This window comes from Streptococcus sp. AS14, from assembly GCF_000286495.1.
Lineage (GTDB): Bacteria > Bacillota > Bacilli > Lactobacillales > Streptococcaceae > Streptococcus > Streptococcus sanguinis_P.
In genome coordinates this window covers 229784-251161 of record NZ_ALKI01000012.1, presented here as the reverse complement: position 1 = coordinate 251161, position 21378 = coordinate 229784, and the positions used below count along the sequence as shown (strand labels likewise).

Below are 21378 nucleotides of genomic sequence, written 5' to 3'. Positions count from 1 at the left end.
TTATCATGATGGATTTCATTCGAGCTGATTTATACCGGCTCATGCGTTCAAAAGGCTTTTGGATTACTGAATTTTTATTAGTCTGTGTGATTTTCTCAGCAACTTTCTTCCAAGCAAATATTCATTTTGGAGCCAATATCTCCAGAAATAAGGCTGCTACTCAAGCTCTAGGAAAACTAACCGGACTTCAAGCTCTGGACTATTTTGCAGGCAATACAGACGGGCTGCTCTTTTTCACCATCATTGGTATCGGTATGGTCCTTGGAGTGGACCTGTCTCGGAAACTTTATAAAAACTGTCTGAGCTACGGCATCTCTAAGCTCAGCTATTATTTTTCTAAATTCTTTGTCTGCGTTAGCATCGCAGCCTTTCACTTCCTGATGATTTTATCTATCTCCTTTGTGACCGCTAGTCTGTCCAACGGAATTGGCAGCGCCCCCAGCTCTTTTTTGCCTCAGTTGGGAGCTGCTCTCTTCATTCAATTTCTCAGCACGGTTGCATGGATTGCCATCATTTCTTTTATACTCTATGCCAGCCACTCGATTGTATCTAGCTTTCTGACCTATTTCCTTGGCGGTACCTTACTGACTATTCCCCTCATCTTTTACCCTGACAATGAATGGCTGCTCTATCTGACCATGCGTTTTAACACAGATATGGCAGCAGATAGCGGAGCTGTTATCAAAGCTATCCTGACAGTGGTAACGGTCACCTTGCTCTTTATGGGTGGCGGGCTGATGGTTTTCAAAAAGAAAAATTTATAAAAAGTAGGAACAATCTTAATCATTCAGAGGAGATTTCATGTTACATACCATTCAGGCGGAGCTATACCAGCTTGTCCGCTCCAAGCTTTTTTGGCTAATAGAAGGGCTACTCTTTTTTCTCATTTTCATCAGCTCTCTTGGTGAAAGAAACTTTAATTTTTATATCTCTACGTCTTCTGATCCAGAAGAAATAGTCATCCAAGGTTGGACAGGATTTGAAGCTCTCGGGGAGCTTGCTAAAGATTTCCTGCCCTTTGTCATGATTACTGTCCTTGTGCTCGTTATCTTTCTGTTAGGTCGTGACCTGACTAGAAAACTATACAACAATATATTAGCTGGCGGGATTTCTCGGAAAGAATTTTACTTATCCAAAATAGCTCTTCTTGTCATAATTATCATCTTTCAACTAGTAACAGCCTTTACTGTAGCCTTTATCTTTGGAAGCCTCTTCCATGGACTTGGGACTATGCCAAAGAACTTTTTCTGGAGCTTTTCCTTGTCTTTCTTTCGCTCCCTTCTCTTTATTATGACCTGCAGTTCCGTAGTTACCTGTCTTCTCTACCTGACCCGCTCCACCCTAGCCAGCTATCTCGTCTTTTTCGCCCTGATTATGCTTCAGTCTAGCCTCGTCATCGTTTTCCCCCAGATAAATTCTGAACTATTCTTATTCCTTATCTTAGCTGGTTCTCTCTTAGGTGGTTACCAAGCCTTTCAGCACAGAGACTTATAAATTTAAGCAGTCAGCCCTTTGACTGCTTTTTTATTGCTTTTGGTTGTTCTGCATTTCTTTAGAAATATTTTAGAATTTCTTGAGAAATATTTGAAATTTAGTTTGTATACTTTAGTTAAACCTAAGAAAGCGAGAATATACCATGCAAACTGTTTTAGAAGTAAAGCAAGTTACCAAACAATATGGTCAGCAATATGCCCTCGATCATGTGAGTCTTTCGATTCAGAAAGGCGATATTTATGGACTGATTGGCAAGAACGGAGCTGGTAAGACCACTCTTCTCAAGACCATTAGCCGGCTCATTCATGCCAACAGCGGAACCGTGTCTGTCTTTGGTTCGCAAAACTCTAAGGAATGGAATGAAGCCCTGCGCAAAATAGGAACCGTCATCGAAACACCAGTCGCTTACAATCAGATGACTGCTTATCAAAACCTCAACTACTACTGCAAGGTCCATCAGATTGCCCAGTCCGACCAGCTCATCAAGAAAACCCTGGCCTATGTCGGATTGAGCAATACTGGTAAAAAGAAATTCCGCAACTTTTCGCTAGGAATGAAGCAGCGCTTAGGGATCGCTATTGCCCTTATCAGCAAGCCTGAACTCATGATTTTAGACGAGCCCATCAACGGCCTAGATCCGCTTGGCATCAAGGAATTTCGACTGATGATTCAGCGACTCAACCAAGAATTGGGAATCACTTTTATCATTTCCAGCCACATCTTGTCTGAGCTTTATCTGGTAGCCACCAAGTTTGGCGTGATTGACCAAGGACGCCTTGTCGCAGAATTCACCAAAGACGATTTTGACCGAGCCAGCGAAGATTATATCGTCCTCAAAACCAGCGATAGAGATCAGGCTGCCAATCTCATCCAAGGCAAGCTCCACTATCAGCTCAAGGACGCTGATAAATCTGACGAGTTGCACATTGTCGCCCAAGAACAGGAACTAAATGACATCAACAGGGAGTTGGTCCTATCCAACATTCATGTCAATGGTATCTATGCAGCTCACAAAGATTTAGAAAAATACTTTACAGATTTAGTCCAGTAAGGAGAAAAAACCATGTTACATACTTTTCAAGCAGATTTTTACCGTTTCTTTCGTTCCAAGGCTGTTTGGATTACCGAATTCATTTTTCTACTGACGACCTTGAGCGCAGTCTTTGGCAAATTAAATGCCGTCCAGCTTATACAAGCGGTGTCCAACGCTATCGGTAATAATACTTTTATCATCATTATCCTCTCTATGGTCGTCATCGGAACAGATCTGAACAAGCAGCTTTACAAGAATACTTTAACCAGCGGCGTTTCCCGTACCAGTTTCTTCGTCTCTAAAGCCCTAGTCATGGTCTGCGTAACGTTCCTGCAGTTGGCTCTCTATTATAGCATCAACTTTATCCTAGCTGCTATCCTAAACGGTATCGGTGATTTATCCGCTACCTTCCTGCTTCAGTTTATTCTTCTATTCTTTGTGCAGTGCCTGACTGTCATTGCTTGGACAGCTATTATTTCCTTTATTCTTTATCTGAGTAAATCTATGATTGCTGCCCTGGGAGGTTACCTTTTCTGCGCATCCTTAACCGGAGCTCTTGCGCAACTTTATCCCAAGTCTCTGTGGCTACAGCATTTAACCATGAGCTTTGATTTTGAGACACTTCAAAGCAACGGTGTAACCTTGAGAATTGTTCTAATCGCCTTGTTTTTAGGAACCGTCTTCACCGCAGCAAGTCTTTATACTTTCCACAAAAAGGATTTATAGTAGAGAATGAGCCAGTTCTTGACTGGCTCATTTTAATTTTTTTCAATTTTAAATTTCTTTAGAAATATTTTAGAATTTCTTGAGAAATATTTGAAATTTAGTTTGTATACTAAAAGTATAAACAAAGTAATTAAAGGAGAAACATCATGCAAAATGTTTTAGAAGTGAAAGGACTCACTAAAAAATACGGTGATCAATATGCTCTGAAAGACGTCAGTCTTTCCATCAAGAAAGGAGAGATCTACGGTCTCATCGGAAAAAACGGTGCTGGTAAGACCACACTGATCAAAATCATCACTCAAGTCATCTATCCTAGCGGAGGGTCCGTGTCTGTCCTGGGCTCTCAGAACCAACAAGAATGGACCAAGGCCCTCAGCCATACTGGATCTGTTATCGAGACCCCTGTAGCTCATGCCCACATGTCGGCCTATGAAAATCTGCGCTACTACTGTACCGACCGGGGCATTCCAAATGCTGACAAAGTCATCAAAGAAACCCTGCAATATGTCGGCCTGACCGATACTGGAAAGAAAAAATTCCGCAATTTCTCTCTAGGGATGAAACAGCGGTTGGGCATTGCCATTGCCATTTTGGGGCGTCCCGACTTGCTCATTCTGGACGAGCCCATCAATGGTTTAGATCCAGTTGGGATTCAGGAATTTAGAGAAATGGTCAAGCGCCTCAATCAAGAATTAGGCATCACCATCATCATTTCCAGCCATATCCTGTCCGAGCTTTATCTAGTAGCAACTCGCTTTGGCTTTATCAATCAAGGGCATTTCATCAAGGAGCTTTCTAAGGAAGAATTTGACCGAGAAAGCGGCGACTATATCATCCTCAAAACGGATAATATCAAGCAAGCTGCTCATTTAGTGCAAGACAAGCTAGGCTACCAGCTCAGACCGACCAACAAGGAAGATGAGCTGCATATTTCCGGTAAGGTACAAGAAATTCGCAAGATTGCCAAGGAACTAGTCCTAGCCGACATCCCAATCGGGGAAATCTACTACGCCCACAAAGACTTAGAAAAATACTTTACAGACTTAATCAACCAACAAGGAGGAAACACTCATGTTTAATAGTATCAAGGCGGATTACTACCGTCTCTTCCGCTCCGTAGGATTCTGGGGAGTGCAGGCTTTCTGCATCTTTGGAATTCTCCTCGGCATTTTCACTTCCAAAGTTGTCAGTTCCGACAACGGTATCTTTTTTGCCATAGATGTCGTCTCCTACAACAGCGGCATGCTCTTTATTGCCTGCAATGTCATGACTAGCTTGCTTCTCGGTGTTGATCTCAATGACAAACTTTATCACAATAACCTGACTACAGGCAAGACTCGGACCCAGTATTACTTCTCTAAATCACTGACTATCGGTAGCTTACTTCCTCTACAATTCATATTGCTCTACATTTTTGGTATTGTCATCGAATTTGTCCGAACCGGCGGTAATATGGGAACCCTGCCAGCTAATTTCTGGGGACAATTCGCAATACTCTTTGTCATGCAGGTCATCTGTACCTATGCTTGGTACTGCATTACCAGCTTTGTCCTCTACTTGACTCGAAACTATAGTGTCGTCTTTATCACCTATATCATGACCTACATCTTACTCGGCCTCCCTAGTCAAATGGTTGATGCCAATAATGAATGGTTCAAGGCTATCAAGATGGAGTTCGTCTACGGAGACGCTTCAATACCAGGTGTCATCACCAAAACAGCTATCTTTGCTCTCAGTCTGATCACGGTCTTTAGCTTAGCAGGACTGGCTACACTGAAGAAGAGAGATTTGTAAAATAAAAACTCAGCTAATCACTAAATTAGCTGAGTTTTTTTGAGCGGATTTTAATTGGATGATGAGCGGATTTCACCCTTTCTGGTCTAGCCGGCTTTATCGGCTTTCTTTCACTGCTTCCAATCTTGCTTTTTCAAGAACAGACTGATGCAGACTCCTAGGATAAGGTAGAAAGTGACAAAAGCAAGACTAGCTGCCAGACTGGTCGGATATGGAAAGATCTTGCCCATAGGAAAAAGAACATTAGATAGAAATCCAAGGGGAACAAAAAGCAGGAATAAAATCAAGGCTAGCTTAACCTGAAAAGAAGGTCTTACCTCGGATAGATTGCGGCCTGTTCCCCACACCAGCAGCCCTACTCCCTGGACGATCAGCACCGGCGTTAGCAAGACACTAATTTTGAGAAAATCAGCTAGGATAATGGAGAGGATGATACCCAGACCGACCAAGCCAAGAGAAAGTTGATAGCAAATATTGCTGGCTATTCTCCTGTGCTCGATTGACTGCTCTTCCTCTTTCTGGACTACAGGCTCAATTCCCTTGAGCAGATAGTCTGTGGTCACCTCAAAATAGTCACTCATGGAAATGATCTTATCCAAATCAGGCATACTCTGCTCACTCTCCCACTTGGAAACAGCCTGTCTGGACACACCGAGTTGGTCGGCTAGCCCCTCCTGCGAAATGCCCCGCGCTTTCCGCAGGTACTGGATTCTGTCTGATAGATTCATGGATTATTTTACCTATTCTTTCTTATTTTTTATACTTTCTTTCATTGAAACTTATTATAGCACAAGGCGGAGAGACTGCAAAGTCTGCCTGTCACCTCTTCATACAATGCTAGATTTCTTCTTTAGACGGAAGTGCTTTTTCCTCCCTATCCGTCCGATACCAGAGATAGATACTATAAAGTGTCAGGAGAATCACACCGCCAAAGTAAAGGAAGGGATTGACTTGAGAGAAATCCAATTGATTGTTAGCTTGAGCTATTCCAACAAAAGTCGGGATGAGGGTGTTGGAGAGCGCATGAAAGATGTTACAAGCAAGGCCAGACTGGGTCTTCTTATACAGAGCTGCAAGCCAAAAAGATAGAAGGATACAGAAAATGATATAAACTGAGAAAAGATCCTGGCTTCTATCATAAAAGCGATCGTAAAACCAGAGAGGAATATGCCAGATGGCCCAAATAACACCGGTCATCAAGGTAGAGACAAAGAAAGAAAACTTTTTCTCTAAGGCCGGCTGTAGGAAGCCGCGCCAGCCAAATTCTTCAATCCCGCCCGATAGGACAATACAATAGATAAAAAACCAAGGAAAGCTTACTAAAGCGCCGTCTACCAGCTTGCCACCAGAAGCTAGGGCATAGAAGGCAGTCAGACCGCCACCATAGATTAGCAAGTAGAGCCAGGTCTCTTTCTTGCCTGAAAAGAGATAGGAGCAAATGGCCTTGAAGCCTTTCTTTTTCAGTACGATCAGGCTGGCCAGCATAGGCCCAAACATAGCAATACCATTTAGAATAGCTTCAAGAGCAAGATAGGCTGTAGGTGGGCTGTCTGGCCAAAGGTTTTTGAGGATAATGTCCAGCAGCCAGAATCCCCATGTCCAGCCGAAGTTCCAAGCTAGGAACGGCAAAATTAGTTTTGGTTGTGGTTTGATAGTTGTTTCTGTATTCATGAGAATACCTCCTTATAATATAATTAAACTCAAGTTTTTGATCCAAATCTTCAAAGACAGCAACTCGTTCATTCCGAAATCAAAAACTCGGCTTCTGCTTTCAGATTAACAAAAAAGCCAGTTGCCTTTCTAGCGACTGGACTTGGAATAAAGAAAAAATCTAGTTGCTTTTTGAGTGATTGAACTTGGAATCATTGTCAACTGTCAGTTGCAAGTCAGTTATATCAAGGGTTTAGAGCAGTTGGCTGATTTTTCACTTTGACTGTTAAAATGACCTCGCTGATATGACTTGCTTTTCAAATCACAAAACAAAAAGACATTTTTATCATGCATTTCTTTGATTTAATCTAAAAATAAACCTCAGCCAATTCGAAAATTAGCTGAGGTTTATGAGCGGATTTTGAGGCTAGCTAATAGAGCTTAGCCTTTCTTTTTTGCTTTTTCAAGTCTTTTTTACAAAGTCACAACCAGTTCAAACCAGTCGTCCTCGGCTTTCATTGTCAAGTCCCCGCCTAGGATTTCGACTAACTGCTGGGTGATGTAGAGCCCCAACCCTGAAGACTCCTCGCTGCTGGATAGGTTTTCTGAGTAAAAGCGATTGGTCAGCTTATCCAGATATTGGATAGGCTGCTGGACGATATTTTTGACGGTAAAGATACAATGCTCGCCCTCTTTTTTCAGAGAAATGCTGGCGGTCTTACGGCCGTGCTTGAGGACATTGCTTATCATATTTTGAACAATGCGCTCAAGAATTTCTGGGTCTGTCTCTAGCTCTAGACCTTCAGCTAACTCTACCTGCAGGTCAATCTGGGCTTTCTGAAAGGCGTCATAATAAGTAAAAAGCTGCTGGGTTACCAGCTGGGATATATCTGTCGGCTGGACATTGGCTCGAATGGCACCCTCCATCAGCCGGCGATACTCCATCAAGGCTTCCAGCCGTTTGGATACCATTCCCAGACTATCTGCAATTTTGATTAGCTGCTGACTTTCCTGACTATCATCCTTCAAGAGCTGCTGGGTGTAGCCACTGGCAATGGTCAGAGGAGTGCGGATATCATGGGCGATATTACTGATAGCCATATCCAGCGTCTTCTTTTCCTGCTGGACGACAAAGGTCGTCTTATCTAGCTCCCCAAAGAGCAGTTCTGCTTCCTCTGTCAGCTCCAAAATACTAGGTGCATGAGCAGCAGGAGTCAGACGATTCTGGCTCCCTGTCTGCCGCTTCCGACGAATCTGCTGTGCCACATCCTTGACCGCCAGATGATAGCGTATGAAACCAATAGCCAGAAACAGACTGATAAGGGCAAATAAAATGACTAACACCAACATATCAGTCCTCCTTGAGACGGACACCCAGACCCCAAACAGTCTCTATGTATTCTTCTGTCGGGTCCAACTGAGCCAGTTTCTTACGTAGGTTGCTGAGGTGGGTATTCAGGGTATTATCCCCAGGCAGATAGCTCTCTTCCCAGACCTGCTCAAAGAGCTCTTCCTTGGTGTAGATCTTCTTGGGATGACGGAGCAAGAGCTGGAGGATATGATATTCTTTCTTGCTCAAACGGACGCTTTTCTCACCACAGACCGCCTCAAAGGTAGCCTTGAGCAGACGGATATTTTTAAAGGACTGGCCTTCTTCCTCGCCGGTCAAAGCCTGCTGGCTGCGCAGCTGCACGGTGATACGGGCAAAAACCTCATCCAGATTGAAAGGTTTGACAATATAATCATTGGCACCATTCAGCAGATACTGGCTAACCAGCGCTTTCTCCCCAAGGGCTGTCAGCATAACCACTGGCACCGTAGCATTGCTGCTGCGAATTTCCCTCAACACTTCATCGCCATTCTTCCCCGGCAGCATGATGTCCAGAAGAACCAAATCAATCTCCTCCCGCTCAAACAGCGAAATGCCCTCTGTCCCCGAATAGGCAGAATAAACCGTGTGTTCCTTCTGAAAAAGTTCTTTTAGAATTTCATGAATATCACTATTGTCTTCGATGAGTAAAATATGAGCCATAAACACTCGCCTCCAGAAATTTCCTATCACTAGTGTAGCAAGGATAAGAGGCTAAGTCAATAAAAGATGGACTATTCGAAAAACTTTAGAAATATTTTAGAATTACTTGAAGGATATTTGAGAATCGGACTTTAAAATAGAAAGAAATAAGAAATGCATGTGCTATAAAAAGGAGGCTCAGAATGTTTAAAATTTTTTGCAAAATCGTTTTTAGAAGTATTACTTTCGCCCTTGAGGGCTAAGGAAAAAAGGAGAGCCGCATGAAAAAATCATTTATTCTAACGCTTCTAACGATTATAACTCTAGGACTCTTCCAGCCAGCTACTGCGCTGGCTGAGGAGTCTCAAAAGCTACCCTCTGGTATCGAACGGGACCAGATCGGCCAGAAAATCCAAGACTATGTCAAGGAACATGAAAAGACAACAGCCGGCATGGCAACGGCAGTCTTTGACAAGGACGGTACCATTTATCAAGGCAATTTTGGCTATATGAACAAGGAAAAAGGCATCAAGGCCGATGACGATAGCGTCTTTGAATGGGGCTCTGTGACCAAGCTGACCGTCTGGCTCTCTGTCATGCAGCTCTGGGAGCAAGGTAAGATTAACCTAGAAGAAGACATCCGTACCTATCTGCCAGAGGGGTTCCTCAAAAATCTCCGCTATGACAAACCTATCACCATGCTGGATCTCATGAATCATCAGGCAGGATTTGACGAGACTACCTTCTACATGCGAAGTGACAAAAGTATCGAAGAAATCCTTAAAGAACAACAACCTATCCAGTCCTTTGAACCCGGTACAGTCACAGCTTATTCAAATTACGGTGCTGGCTTGGCTGCTCTGATTGTCGAGCGAATCTCTGGTCAGACTTTTGCCGACTATGCCCATGAGCATATTTTCCAACCACTGGGCATGGATAAAACGGCTATTTTGCCGGATCTATCAGACAATTCCTACGTTCAGAAAAAGCGTCAAGAAACCAAGGGTTACGACACTAAAGGAAACTTGCTGAGCAAGGACCATTTCATCACTAGCATCTATCCTACCGGAGCGGCTACTGGCACCTTTAAAGACTTGGAGAAGTTCGCCCAAGCCCTGCTGGCTCGCAAGACGCTCTTTGATCGCCCAGAGACCTGGAACACCCTCTATACTGCCAGTTCCACCTACCCTGACACGGATATCATCCGCAATGCTCATGGCTTTTGGGCCAACGAATACGGTACTACTGTGTTGGGCCACGGCGGAAATACAGCTGGCTCTACTTCACGGATAATGTTGGACTTGGAACACGGTATCGGCTATGTCGTCATGACTAATCAAGGTACAGAGCAAAATTATAATTTCCAAATGCCAGAGCTCGTCTTTGGGCCACGTAAAACGGCCAGCAAGGAAACCCAAGAGCAGTTCAGTCCTGGCTATTATCGCACTCTGCGCAACTTTAATCAAGGCCCTCTAGCTATCTTTAAAATGATTCCAGCCTCCGCAGACTACTTGCAGGAACCATCTGACGATCAGCGATTGCCAAACAACTTCTGGACCATTTATCAGACCCAAGGCAAGACCCGTATCGCAGTGGCTGTCGCAGACTATGAGAAAGTCTCTGACTTTGATTTCTTTAAAGACTATGTTGTTCTAGGCTTGGCCGGACTTGGTATCATCTACGCCCTCGGCCTGCTCCTCATCAGCCCTCTTCTAGGAGTCTATCGGCTTATCTTTCGCAAGAAACAAGACCAGCCAGACCGCACTTGGAAGGTCTGGAACCTTCTAACAGCTGTTGGTATTTTGGCTGTCCCAATCAATCTCTTTCTGCTATTCATGTCAGCAACTTCGGGAGATTTCAGCGAAATCGCTCAGTGGCGCTACATGCTCTTTGCTGCCTTGGGACTCCTGCTAACCGCAGCCGCTCTGTTACCTCTCTTCAGAAAGTCCAGAGAAAAGCTCAGTAAAGGCCACCTCTTCCTAACAGCCGTGACCAGCCTATCTGCTTTAGCAGTGGCCGCTAATATCCTCTATTGGTCCCTCTATCAGTGGCGGGTATTCTAATATGAAAGGAGCCAGCTATGAAAAAAACATTTTCCCTAATCCTTTTAACTTTTCTGACTTTAGGACTCTTTCGACCAATTACCACACTGGCTGAAGAACAGAAACTCCCATCTGGCATTGACCGCAACCAAGTTGGGCAAAAAATCCAAGACTATGTCAAGGAGCATGAAAAGACGACTGCCGCTATGGAAACAGCAGTCTTTGACAAGGATAGCACCATTTACCAAGGCAACTTCGGTTATATGGATAAAGAAAAAGGCATCAAAGCTGACAACAGCAGCGTCTTTGATTGGGGCTCTGTGACCAAGCTGACCGTCTGGATAGCTGTCATGCAACTCTGGGAACAAGGAAAGATTGACCTAGAGGAAGATATCAAGACCTACCTGCCAGAGAATTTTCTTAAAAATCTGCACTTCGACAAAGCTATCACAATGCTGGATCTCATGAATCATCAGACGGGATTTGATGAATCTCTGTCTTACACAAAAGGTGATAAAAATATAGAGGAAAATCTACGCATGCTCCAGCCTGTCCAGTCCTTTGAACCTGGAACAGTAACCTCTTATTCCAACTATGGTGCTGGGCTCGCTTCTCTGATTGTCGAGCGGATTTCCGGTCAGACCTTTGCTGACTATACCCACGAGCATATCTTCCAGCCGCTTGGCATGGACAAGACAGCTCTCCTACCGAACTTATCTGATAATCCCTATGTCCAGAAAAAACGTCAAGAATCTAAGGCCTATGATACAAAGGGAAATTCATTAGGGACAGCTTTTTATGAATATGGTCTCTACTCAATTGGCCAAGCAGCCAGTACCTTGGAGGATTTACAGAAATTTGCTCAGGCTCTGCTGGGGCGCAAGGTTCTCTTTGAACGTCCAGAAACTTGGAATACCCTCTACAATCCCACTTCGACTTATCCAGGTACAGACATTGCTCGCAATGCCCACGGTTTTTGGATCAATGAATACGGAGTCAGCATCATTGGCCACGGCGGCAATACTGATGGTTTCAGCTCTCGTCTCATGCTAGACTTGGAAAGTGGCATCGGCTACATAGTCATGACCAATCAAAGCATGGAAGAGAATTACAACTACCAAATGCCTGAACTGGTTTTCGGAAAACGTAAAACAGCTGACGAAGATACCCAAAAGCAGTTTACACCAGGCTACTACCGTTCTCCACGTACCTTTCTCCATGGCCCCTTATCCTTTCTTAGACTCATGATGCCCTCAATAGAGAAGATTGACAATCCTGCTCAGAACCGAATCTTGAGTACCAATTTTTGGACCATCTATGAGAGCAAGGGAAAGATTACAATTCCCGTCGCTGTGGTAGACTATGAGAAAATCTCTGCTTTCGACTTCTATAAGGACTATATCATCTTAGGTTTAGGCATCCTTGGAATTGTCTATAGTTCTGGAACGCTCATCATCAGCCTTTTATTAGGAGCTTATCGCTTGATTTCCCGAAAAACGGTTGACCGTACAGACCGCACCTGGAAGATCTGGAATCTACTGACTTCTCTTGGTATTCTGGCTGTTCCCCTAAACCTGCTAATGATTATGATACCTTTGATGTCAGATGACCTTGATTCTCTAGCTCATTGGCGCTACATGCTCTTTGCTGCCTTGGGACTCCTGCTAACCGCTGCTGCTCTGCTGCCGCTCTTCAGAAAATCCAGAGAAAAGCTCAGCAAAGGCCGCCTCTTCCTGACGGCCATGACCAGTCTATCTGCTTTGGCAGTGGTCGCTAACATCCTTTACTGGTCTCTTTACCAGTGGTGGGTACTTTGATAAATGAGGTGTTGTTATGTTCAAACTGATTTCTGGTTGGTTAAAAATCTGGATTCCCATTCTCTTTGCTATGGGAATCGGTATTCTCTTATATCTTATCACACTTTGGACTACACTAGATGCTGGAAGCAGATTTGTCGCTATAATCTATGTCATGCTCCCTTTGCACTGTCTAGAGGAATGGAGATTTCCTGGCGGTTTTCATTATAACTACAATATGCTTCGGCGCTCTCAACAGCCCGATCGCTATCCTATGAATCAATTTTCTGATATGCTGACTATTATGTTAGCTGAATTAATTGGTATTGTCTGTCTTTTCTACGGTGTCAATCAGATCATTGTCATCTGGAATCTTATCTTTTGCTTTTTTGAAATGATTGGCCACCTGATTTTTGGGTTCAGTATGTACCGACGTTTTCGTACAGTAGGAAAAAGAACCATTTATAACCCAGGTTTTGCGACAGCGGTTGTCTTTACGCTTCATGCTCTCTACTATGTTCTGAGCCAGTATCCTACAAATCTCCCCGGTTTGCCAATAATCATTTTAGCCATTATCAGTGGAATAGTTCTTGTAAGTAGTGTCGTTCTTATCCCTGAGCAACTGTTCAAATCAAAAGAGACCCCTTATCCTTTTGATAGCAATCGTTATTATGAAAAATATATTGCAAGGGAAAAAAACTGAATTCCCTTTCCCATTTCATAATCTTCTTTAAAAATTCTATGAGAAGTCGAAGGCATAGCTGAGTGACTAATACTCACCGAAAACCAAAAAGTTGCCTAGTTTTATTCTGCTATTTTAAGTTTGGCCTTGCGGCCAACCAGACATATCTAATGTTTGTTAGAGAACTACTGAAAGATTGCAGGGAGCAAGCATTAACTGGTGCTTCTATGGCGGGGTTGGGTTGCATTCTTCTTATTAGTTACAGTAAATTGCCAATCAGTATGACAGCTCTTTTATCACTTTACCTGATTAAACTTCTATTCGCTTTTAGTGTAAATCACTATACGACCGCTTGAAGTAAAGATTATAAATAAAAGTATGCGAATCTAAAATATGATGAACAGAAAGGAATCCCTATGTTGAAAAGAATCTTTATATTTATCCTTAAAACAATCACTTGGCTGGTAGGACTCTTAGCTCTGGCCTTATTGGCTATCTTTCTCTATCACCGCTTTCAAATAGCTCAGGAAAGCAAACTCATTGAGAAGCCGATTGGTCAGCTAGTCGAGGTAGAGGGTAAGAAGCTTAATGTCTACACTGCTGGCAAGGGCAAGAAGACTTTGGTTTTTCTAGCAGGACTGGGCACCAATGCTCCGGTGCTGGATTTCAAAGCTCTTTATTCCAAGCTGGAGGATGATTATCGTATCGTCGTGGTAGAACGTCTGGGCTATGGTTACAGCGATGATGGAAACGATGACCGCTCATTGGATAGACAAGTGGAGCAGACACGTACGGCCCTCAAAGCTGCTAAGATATCCGGTCCTTATGTCCTGGTACCACATTCGATTGCCGGTTTAGAAACGATTCACTGGGCCAATCATTACCCAGAAGAAGTAGAAGCTATTATCGGGCTGGATATGACCATGCCTCATACAGAGGTGGCCGACCAGCAGAAATTTTATGGTTCTTATCAGACTATCCAGCTGGGGAGAATGCTAGGCTTGGCTCGCCTGCCGATTTTCTTTGATGAAAATAGCAGCCCAACCATAAAGTCTGGGGCTCTCAATGATCAGGAAAAAGCTGTCTTTAAAGCCTTGTTCCACCAGCGGTCAATCACCCAGGCGGTCATGAACGAAGTCAAGAATCGGAAGAAAAATGTTGAAACAATTAACAAAGAACCCGTGCCGCAGATTCCGACTCTTATCTTTGCAGCTGTCCAAAAAGGCGGAGAAGCTCCCAAGCTGGAAAAAGAGTTTGTCGCGCAGAATGCCCAAGCCAAACTTGTAACATTAGAAGGCTCCCACTATATCCATGACGAAAAGCCAAAGGAAATCGCCCAGCAAATAAAGGATTTCTTGAAATAATGAATCTTGAAAAGTATTTAAATTTCAGTTAGACTAAAATTCCTATAAAACATACATACTTGAAAAAGGCTGAAACATTCATATCTCAGCCTTTTTTCTATTTCACAGATGCTCCGTTAGTCGCGATGACTTCCTTGTACCAGTCAAAGGATTTTTTCTTGGAACGTTTGAGTGTCCCCTTACCTTCATTGTCCCGGTCCACGTAGATAAAGCCATAGCGCTTCTTCATCTCGCCAGTGCCGGCTGATACTAGGTCGATACAGCCCCAGGTCGTGTAGCCCCACAGCACCACGCCGTCCTCATTGATGGCTTCCCGCATGGCCTTGACATGGGCCGCCAAGTAGTCAATCCGGTAATCATCAGCCACATAGCCATTTTCATCTGGAGTATCCACTGCACCCAGACCATTTTCCACGATAAACATGGGCTTTTGATAGCGATCCCAGATGGTATTTAGCGTAATACGCAAGCCCAGCGGATCAATCTGCCAGCCCCACTCAGAAGCTTCCAAATAAGGGTTCTTGAGAGAAGCAAAGATATTGCCCTCGGTCAGCTCATTGACCTTAGAATCGCCCGAAGCTACCCGGCTAGAGTAGTAAGAGAAGGAAATGAAGTCCACCGTATGCTCCTTGAGCAGCTGCAGGTCTTCTTCTGTCATTTCGACAGTGATGCCCTCGCGCTCCCAAGCTTTCTTGGCATAGTTGGGATATTCGCCACGCGCCTGCACATCAATGAAGAAATAGTTTTTCCTGTCTTCCTCCATACCAGCCCATACATCGCGTGGATGACAGGTGTTAGGATAATTTTGACCCGCCGCTAACATACAGCCGACCTTATTTTCCGGATCAATCTCATGAGCCAGCTTGGTGGCAATGGCTGACGCGACTAGCTCATGATGGGCTGCTTGATACTTGACCTGCTCCTCATTTTCCCCTTCTTCAAAGCAGAGCCCAGCCCCCATAAAGGGTGCATGGAGGATCATGTTAATTTCATTGAAGGTCAGCCAGTACTTGACCAATCCCTTGTAGCGGGTAAAGAGAGTGCGGCAGAGACGCTCGTAAAATTCCAGCATGAGACGATTTCGCCAACCACCATATTGCTCAATCAAGTGCATGGGACAGTCAAAGTGAGTAATGGTCACCAAGGGCTCAATACCGTACTTGTGGCATTCCTTAAAGAGGTCTTCGTAAAATTTCAGGCCAGCTTCATTGGGCTCCAGCTCATCCCCCTTAGGGAAAATCCGGCTCCAAGCAATGGACAGACGATAGGTCTTAAAACCCATCTCGCCAAAGAGAGCAATATCCTCCTTGAAGCGATGGTACATGTCAATAGCTTCCTTAGCTGGGTAGAAATAGCCTTCCTCAAAGTCAAACATCTTTTTCTTACCCGTGATGATGGCCAGACGGTCCTCACCAATCGGCACCACGTCTACATTGGCCAGCCCGCGACCATCCGCATCGTAAGCGCCCTCGCATTGGTTGGCAGCTGTCGCTCCACCCCACAAAAAACCATCCGGAAAAGTCAGTTTTTCAGTCATATTTCTACTCGCTTTCTTATTTGCTTGTTCATTTACTTATATTATAGCTCATTATGTAAACCTTTTCTTATAAAATATTGTTACATACTGATACTATTCTACTATTTAAGTTGATCAGATCATTTTTTAAAAATTATCCTCTCAAAAAAAGCAATTGCCCTCTCCTTAAACAAAAAAAGAAGACTGAAAACCAGTCTTCTCTGTTCCTTTTAAATCAAAGCCGTGATAGCCGTTACTAGGCCAAAAACAATCCCGGGTGCATTGGCTGCTGCAAGAGGGATATCTCTTTCCTTTTTGAAAAGTCCATAGTAGACCCAGAGACTGCAGTTAATCGCTGCAACCAAGGGCTGGATGAAGTTTCCTTTTTGACCAGCCAAGTTGTTCATGATTTGTGGGAAGTAAGACACATACATCATAACAGACATGAAGGTCGCTACCCAACCCAAAACTTTCATTTGTTTTTCAGACATTTTCAAAGCCTCTTTCATTTTTGCTGAATCTTATTTTATAATCTTCTTTCAAAACAATCAAGTCTTTAAAACTTTTGTTATAAAGATGTAAACTATCACAATCTTGTGATAAGAAATAAGAGTGAAGTTAGGAAAAATAGTTATAAGCAGAAAAACAAATATTTTTATGTGCTGAAAAATCTTGATACTGGGTCTTTTATTGCTGAAATATTTACTTCTTTTTATGATAAAACTGACTTTTGGGCCAGAATCAATATTTTCCTAAATCTACAACTTGTTGATATCTACTTTCATCATCAATATGATGGGCAATTTCTAACATCATAACAGGAAGAGAAAATAGTAGTTCACGTACCATGAGGGCGTTTTCTTTATCTAGGGTTGCTGTTACTTCATCAGCCAACAACAGATTTTTTCTACGAAGAAGAAAGCGTGCCAATTCAATCCGCACCCTTTGTCCCCCAGAAATATTCTCCCCGTTATTCTTGATAATAAAATCCAGCCCACCCGTCAATTCAAAATCCAGTTTGACTTGTTTCAAAACAGCAAGCAGCTCTTCCTCAGAAAATTCTTGTCCTAAGGTCAAATTGTAACGCACTGTATCATTAAAGAGAAATGGGTGTTGGTTAATAATTCCTATACTGGATACAAAACTTGATGTACATTCATTAACAGTTGTCACGCCGATAATTTCTCCCTCATCTGCTATTTCTTCTCCAGTAATGAGTCGGAACAAGGTTGACTTACCACAACCACTCGGTCCTTTGATTAAAACTTTCTGACCTGCTTGAACATCCAAGTTTAAGTGAGTAAAAAGCTGTCTGTCACCATAAGATTTACTTAAATTTTTAATGTGCAGGGCATGCAATTCTTGCGCATCTTTTTTATCTATCTGTTTTACATCTCCAATTTCTAATATTCCAAAAATCTTATCAGCTGTCGTTTTGGCCCCTTGTATATCTACAGCATCATACATAATAGTCTGAATAGGGCTCACTAGTTGACCTGCTGCGATGTACATGGCAACAAGACTTGCCACTGACACTTTCTGCCCAGCCATAGCAAAGTAAAAACCTAAAACAAGTGGTAAAACTTGGCTCAAAAAGACCATGAAACCGTTGCAAAAGAAAATAATATTATGGGTAAAGCAAAATTTTTGAATTGCTCGTTGATAATTTAGATTAATCTTCCAAAATCTGTTCTGATTTTCAGAAATTGCTTGGTTCATGAGTAGAGTATGTGCTCCTCGGATACTATCAGATACTTGATTATGAACATCTACTCTGCCTTGCGCCATGTCATCACCAGTATGTTTGAGTCTTTTATTCATCAAGAACTGAGGAATAGGACGCAAAATAGTGAAAAAGACAAAAATGCTACCTAGCAACAAATTTTGCGAAATAATATAAATCGCTGTTAGTAATGCAACAAAGCTCCAGCAAATGATATTGACGTATTTTTCTAAGTAATTATCCCCCAAATACTCCATATCTTGTGTGAGCATGGTGATTTTTTCATCTTCGCTAAAATCTTTATTTGTCATCAGCTTGCCAAATAAATCTGCCCTCATATTCATTTGAATTTCACGACGAAAAACATTATGTGTATGATTACAAAAGAGCATTAAGCTATACAGGACAAAGTATACTGTAAAGCCAAAAACAGCAAACTGTATAATTTTAGAATAAGTCAATTCTCCTTGATTTAAGGACAAGGCTTGTGATACGACTAAGGGTTGAGCAAGAGCCAAACCTCCATTTGCCAGTGCGCCAATGATAGTATAAAACTTCGTTTTCTTGTCCAGATAGTGAAATATTTTATTCACAATGCCCTCCTAGAAAAAGAGAGTGGCTAGCACTCCTCTCCATTTTTATTATATAAATTTAACAAATATTACAATCTCATTATTCCTATCTTCTATCTGTTTTAAATATTTGTTTACCTCATTTTCTTCAAGTAAATGTTTATTCTCTTCCAAAATAGGCAATATATTCACTTTCCGTTGTTTTATTTTCTTGTATATTCTTCTTCAATTCATTCGTAATCAAAAATGAATGATTATTTTTGATATTAAAATATACACTACCATCTTCAGTATCATACCTTAAGATATATCGTGATAACTTTCATATTACCATCTCTTTATCTTTGCTTTATTTTAAATACATTGTATAACTATTAAAATAATAATTCAAGAAAAATCAGAATATTAGAAAAGTTCTACATTTTAATAATTTTTAATCGAGTACAAACTAATTTCAAATTCCCTTATCTACTACTATACATGCCGTACTATCACATTTCTGTTCGTCGAGACACAATCTCGCTATTCCTTCCTCTAAGGTTAACTTCAAATGACTACGCATCCTATTTCATTCGATAAAAATCAATCACTAGACCAGCAGGGCCTTTAACTAGCAGCGATTCCGTACCCCAATCAGTTACAGCTGGGCCGTGTAAAATCTCAGCACCAAGCTCTTTCAACCGCTGGTAATTCTGGTCTACATCCTCAATCTCGATATGAAGAATGATTCCTGTCTGGAAATTTTCCAAAGGAATCAAATGATTTTGGGACAACATGAGGCAATGACTGCCAATCGTGAACTGAGCAAAACTGTCGTCAACATAGTCTGCCTTTTTATCAAAAATACGCTCCAAGTCAGCACAGACTTGAGGAACATCTGAAACGATGATATCTAATTGATTTAAATTCATTTACTATCCTCCATAAAAAGACCGGATTGCTCCGTTCTTTTCAAGTTCCGCTCTAAGAAAATCAAGTTATAAACAAGACATCGAACCGCAGGCAGTACTGCTGTACGGCAAGGTTAAGATGACACAGTTTACATTTGATTTTCGGCGAGAGGAATTATTTAATTGCGCGTGATTGCAATCCTTCTTCTTCCAAGAAGAGGCGGAATGGTACGAGTTCTTCTGCTTCGTATTTTTCCTTGAAGGCTTTGATAGCTTCTTCTGAGTGAAGTTTTGGATCGAGTTCAAGTACTTCTACTGGAAGTGGACGGTGTTGCGTGATGCGGGCATCGATGACAACTGTCTTGCCTTCTTTGTTGAGTTTCACAGCTTCTGCAACGACTGCATCGATGTCTTCGATACGGTCAACTGTAAATCCAACAGCTCCTTGAGCTTCAGCAATTTTCGCGTAGTCAGCGTTAGTGAAGTCTACACCAAACAAGTGTTTGTTGGTGTCTTCGTATTTGTTCTTGATGAATCCGTACTCAGCATTTGAGAAGACAAGGTTGATAACTGGAAGGTCGTATTGAACGTTTGTGATCACGTCTGGATAGCACATGTTGAATGCACCATCACCCATGATGTTCCATACTTGGCGATCTGGATTGTCTTTCTTAGCAGCGATACCACCAGGAAGGGCGATCCCCATTGTCGCAAAGAGTGGAGATGTACGCCACATGTTCTTAGGTGTCATGTGAAGGTGACGAGTAGATGTTTGAGTTGTGTTACCTACGTCAATTGAGTAGATAGCGTCTTGGTCAGCGTATTTGTTAACTGCATTGTAAACTTGGTACAACTGCAACTCACCCTCAGTTTTACCTTCGAGTTTGTTCATGTAATCACGCCAGTTTTGGTTGTTCTTAACGTTTGCACGCCACCATGGAGTAGATTCAACTGGGTTTACTTTGTCAAGAATCGCTTTAGCTGCTTGACCTGCATCACCAAGGATAGAAGCGTCAAGGGCATGGCGTTTACCAAGTTTGTAAGGGTCAATATCCACTTGGATGAATTTTTCAGTGTTCTTGAAGGCTTCGTACACTTCAGCAAATGGGAAGTTTGACCCAAGGAAAAGAACGGTGTCTGCTTCAAAGACTACTTCGTTGGCTGGTTTCCAACCAACACGGTAAGCAGAACCTGTCAAACCTTCATAGTTCCATTCGAAAGCTTCAAAGTTTTTACCAGTTGTGATGATTGGTGCTTTGATTTTACGTGACAATTCAGTAATCACTTCACCAGCTTTAACACCACCAAATCCAGCGTAGATAACAGGGCGCTCAGCCTTGTTCAAGATTTCAACTGCTTTGTCAATTTCAGTTTCGTTCAAGGCAGGAGCAATGAATGAACGCTCGTAAGAACCTGATCCGTAGTATGAGTTTTCGTCGATTTCTTGGAAACCGAAGTTTACTGGAATTTCAACAACGGCAGGACCTTTTTTAGAAACAGCAGCACGGCAAGCTTCGTCAATTACTTTTGGCAATTGCTCAGCGTAAGCGACACGTTTGTTGTAGACAGCGATACCGTTGTACATTGGGTTTTGGTTGAGCTCTTGGAAGGCATCCATGTTGAGTTCGTTGACTGGACGTGATCCAAGGATAGCAAGGAATGGAGTGTTATCCATAGCTGCATCATAAACACCGTTAATCAAGTGAGTCGCACCAGGACCACCTGAACCAACTGCAACCCCGATTGAGCCGCCGAATTTAGCTTGCATCACCGCAGCAAGAGCACCAGTTTCTTCGTGGCGAACTTGCAAGAAACGGATATCTTTGTCTTCAGCCAAAGCGTCCATCAATGAGCTGAGTGTTCCTGATGGGATACCGTAGATAGTGTCTACGCCCCATGTTTTCAATACGTTGAGCATTGCTGCAGATGCAGTAATTTTTCCTTGAGTCATTCTAACTCTCCTTTAAATCTATTTTGATCCTTTAAAAATGTAGCATAGCGCTTCTACTCCATCTTTGCGATCAGGTTTCGTTTTGAAAATGAGTTTTTTCTGACATTTCTCATGAAAACGATTTACAAAACGAT

General features: G+C 42.6%; 19 protein-coding genes. 10 read left to right on the top strand and 9 right to left on the bottom strand.

The window, feature by feature from the left end; all coding sequences use genetic code 11:
- The first annotated feature begins 5 nt into the window (after positions 1–5).
- From HMPREF1150_RS05920 to HMPREF1150_RS05945, 6 genes are all read left to right on the top strand, one after another.
- Positions 6–764: an ABC transporter permease gene (locus tag HMPREF1150_RS05920; protein ID WP_009659678.1), complete on the top strand. Its 759-nt coding sequence runs from the start codon at positions 6–8 to the stop codon at positions 762–764.
- Between the two features lie 37 nt (positions 765–801).
- Positions 802–1494 carry an ABC transporter permease gene (locus HMPREF1150_RS05925; RefSeq protein WP_009659766.1) on the top strand — a complete coding sequence of 231 codons (693 nt, stop codon included), beginning with the start codon at positions 802–804 and terminating at the stop codon, positions 1492–1494.
- A gap of 142 nt (positions 1495–1636) precedes the next feature.
- Positions 1637–2545, top strand: a complete 909-nt coding sequence (locus HMPREF1150_RS05930) for an ABC transporter ATP-binding protein (RefSeq protein ID WP_009659585.1) — start codon at positions 1637–1639, stop codon at positions 2543–2545.
- A gap of 12 nt (positions 2546–2557) precedes the next feature.
- The gene (locus tag HMPREF1150_RS05935) at positions 2558–3253 is read left to right on the top strand and encodes a lantibiotic ABC transporter permease (protein WP_009659659.1); all 696 of its coding nucleotides are present in this window, start codon (positions 2558–2560) and stop codon (positions 3251–3253) included.
- Between the two features lie 146 nt (positions 3254–3399).
- On the top strand, positions 3400–4332 hold the full coding sequence (locus HMPREF1150_RS05940; protein WP_009659733.1) for an ABC transporter ATP-binding protein: 933 nt from the start codon (positions 3400–3402) through the stop codon (positions 4330–4332).
- Positions 4325–5047 (top strand): lantibiotic ABC transporter permease, encoded by a 723-nt coding sequence (locus HMPREF1150_RS05945; RefSeq protein WP_009659640.1) that lies wholly within the window; start codon positions 4325–4327, stop codon positions 5045–5047. Before HMPREF1150_RS05940 ends, HMPREF1150_RS05945 begins: the two co-directional genes overlap by 8 nt.
- 110 nt (positions 5048–5157) lie before the next feature.
- Here the strand turns inward: HMPREF1150_RS05945 and HMPREF1150_RS05950 are convergent, their stop codons facing one another.
- The 4 genes from HMPREF1150_RS05950 to HMPREF1150_RS05965 form a co-directional block, all read right to left on the bottom strand.
- The gene (locus tag HMPREF1150_RS05950) at positions 5158–5775 is read right to left on the bottom strand and encodes a helix-turn-helix domain-containing protein (RefSeq protein WP_009659809.1); all 618 of its coding nucleotides are present in this window, start codon (positions 5773–5775) and stop codon (positions 5158–5160) included.
- 109 nt (positions 5776–5884) lie between these two features.
- Positions 5885–6718: a CPBP family intramembrane glutamic endopeptidase gene (locus HMPREF1150_RS05955; protein WP_009659737.1), complete on the bottom strand. Its 834-nt coding sequence runs from the start codon at positions 6716–6718 to the stop codon at positions 5885–5887.
- Positions 6719–7171: 453 nt separating this feature from the next.
- The gene (locus tag HMPREF1150_RS05960; RefSeq protein WP_009659587.1) at positions 7172–8047 is read right to left on the bottom strand and encodes a sensor histidine kinase KdpD; all 876 of its coding nucleotides are present in this window, start codon (positions 8045–8047) and stop codon (positions 7172–7174) included.
- Between the two features lies 1 nt (position 8048).
- The gene (locus HMPREF1150_RS05965; RefSeq protein ID WP_002896543.1) at positions 8049–8729 is read right to left on the bottom strand and encodes a response regulator transcription factor; all 681 of its coding nucleotides are present in this window, start codon (positions 8727–8729) and stop codon (positions 8049–8051) included.
- Positions 8730–8989: 260 nt separating this feature from the next.
- Between HMPREF1150_RS05965 and HMPREF1150_RS05970 the strand changes: the two genes are divergently transcribed.
- From HMPREF1150_RS05970 to HMPREF1150_RS05985, 4 genes are all read left to right on the top strand, one after another.
- The gene (locus HMPREF1150_RS05970; protein ID WP_009659828.1) at positions 8990–10771 is read left to right on the top strand and encodes a serine hydrolase; all 1782 of its coding nucleotides are present in this window, start codon (positions 8990–8992) and stop codon (positions 10769–10771) included.
- Positions 10772–10788: 17 nt separating this feature from the next.
- Positions 10789–12567, top strand: coding sequence for a serine hydrolase (locus HMPREF1150_RS05975; RefSeq protein ID WP_009659645.1), 1779 nt, complete (start codon positions 10789–10791; stop codon positions 12565–12567).
- Positions 12568–12583: 16 nt separating this feature from the next.
- Positions 12584–13249, top strand: coding sequence for an HXXEE domain-containing protein (locus HMPREF1150_RS05980; RefSeq protein ID WP_009659834.1), 666 nt, complete (start codon positions 12584–12586; stop codon positions 13247–13249).
- Positions 13250–13644: 395 nt separating this feature from the next.
- Entirely contained in the window at positions 13645–14592 is a 948-nt protein-coding gene (locus HMPREF1150_RS05985; protein ID WP_009659715.1) for an alpha/beta fold hydrolase, read from the top strand.
- A gap of 97 nt (positions 14593–14689) precedes the next feature.
- Here the strand turns inward: HMPREF1150_RS05985 and HMPREF1150_RS05990 are convergent, their stop codons facing one another.
- From HMPREF1150_RS05990 to spxB, 5 genes are all read right to left on the bottom strand, one after another.
- Positions 14690–16129, bottom strand: a complete 1440-nt coding sequence (locus HMPREF1150_RS05990; protein WP_002896545.1) for a 6-phospho-beta-glucosidase — start codon at positions 16127–16129, stop codon at positions 14690–14692.
- A gap of 209 nt (positions 16130–16338) precedes the next feature.
- Positions 16339–16599: a SemiSWEET family transporter gene (locus HMPREF1150_RS05995; protein WP_001291476.1), complete on the bottom strand. Its 261-nt coding sequence runs from the start codon at positions 16597–16599 to the stop codon at positions 16339–16341.
- Positions 16600–16849: 250 nt separating this feature from the next.
- Complete coding sequence (locus HMPREF1150_RS06000) at positions 16850–18424, bottom strand: ABC transporter ATP-binding protein (RefSeq protein WP_002896547.1); 1575 nt, start codon at positions 18422–18424, stop codon at positions 16850–16852.
- Between the two features lie 542 nt (positions 18425–18966).
- A complete protein-coding gene (locus HMPREF1150_RS06005; protein WP_002896549.1) occupies positions 18967–19314 on the bottom strand; it encodes a VOC family protein in 348 nt (115 codons plus the stop codon).
- Positions 19315–19468: 154 nt separating this feature from the next.
- The gene (gene spxB / locus HMPREF1150_RS06010) at positions 19469–21244 is read right to left on the bottom strand and encodes a pyruvate oxidase (protein WP_002919671.1); all 1776 of its coding nucleotides are present in this window, start codon (positions 21242–21244) and stop codon (positions 19469–19471) included.
- Positions 21245–21378: the final 134 nt, after the last annotated feature.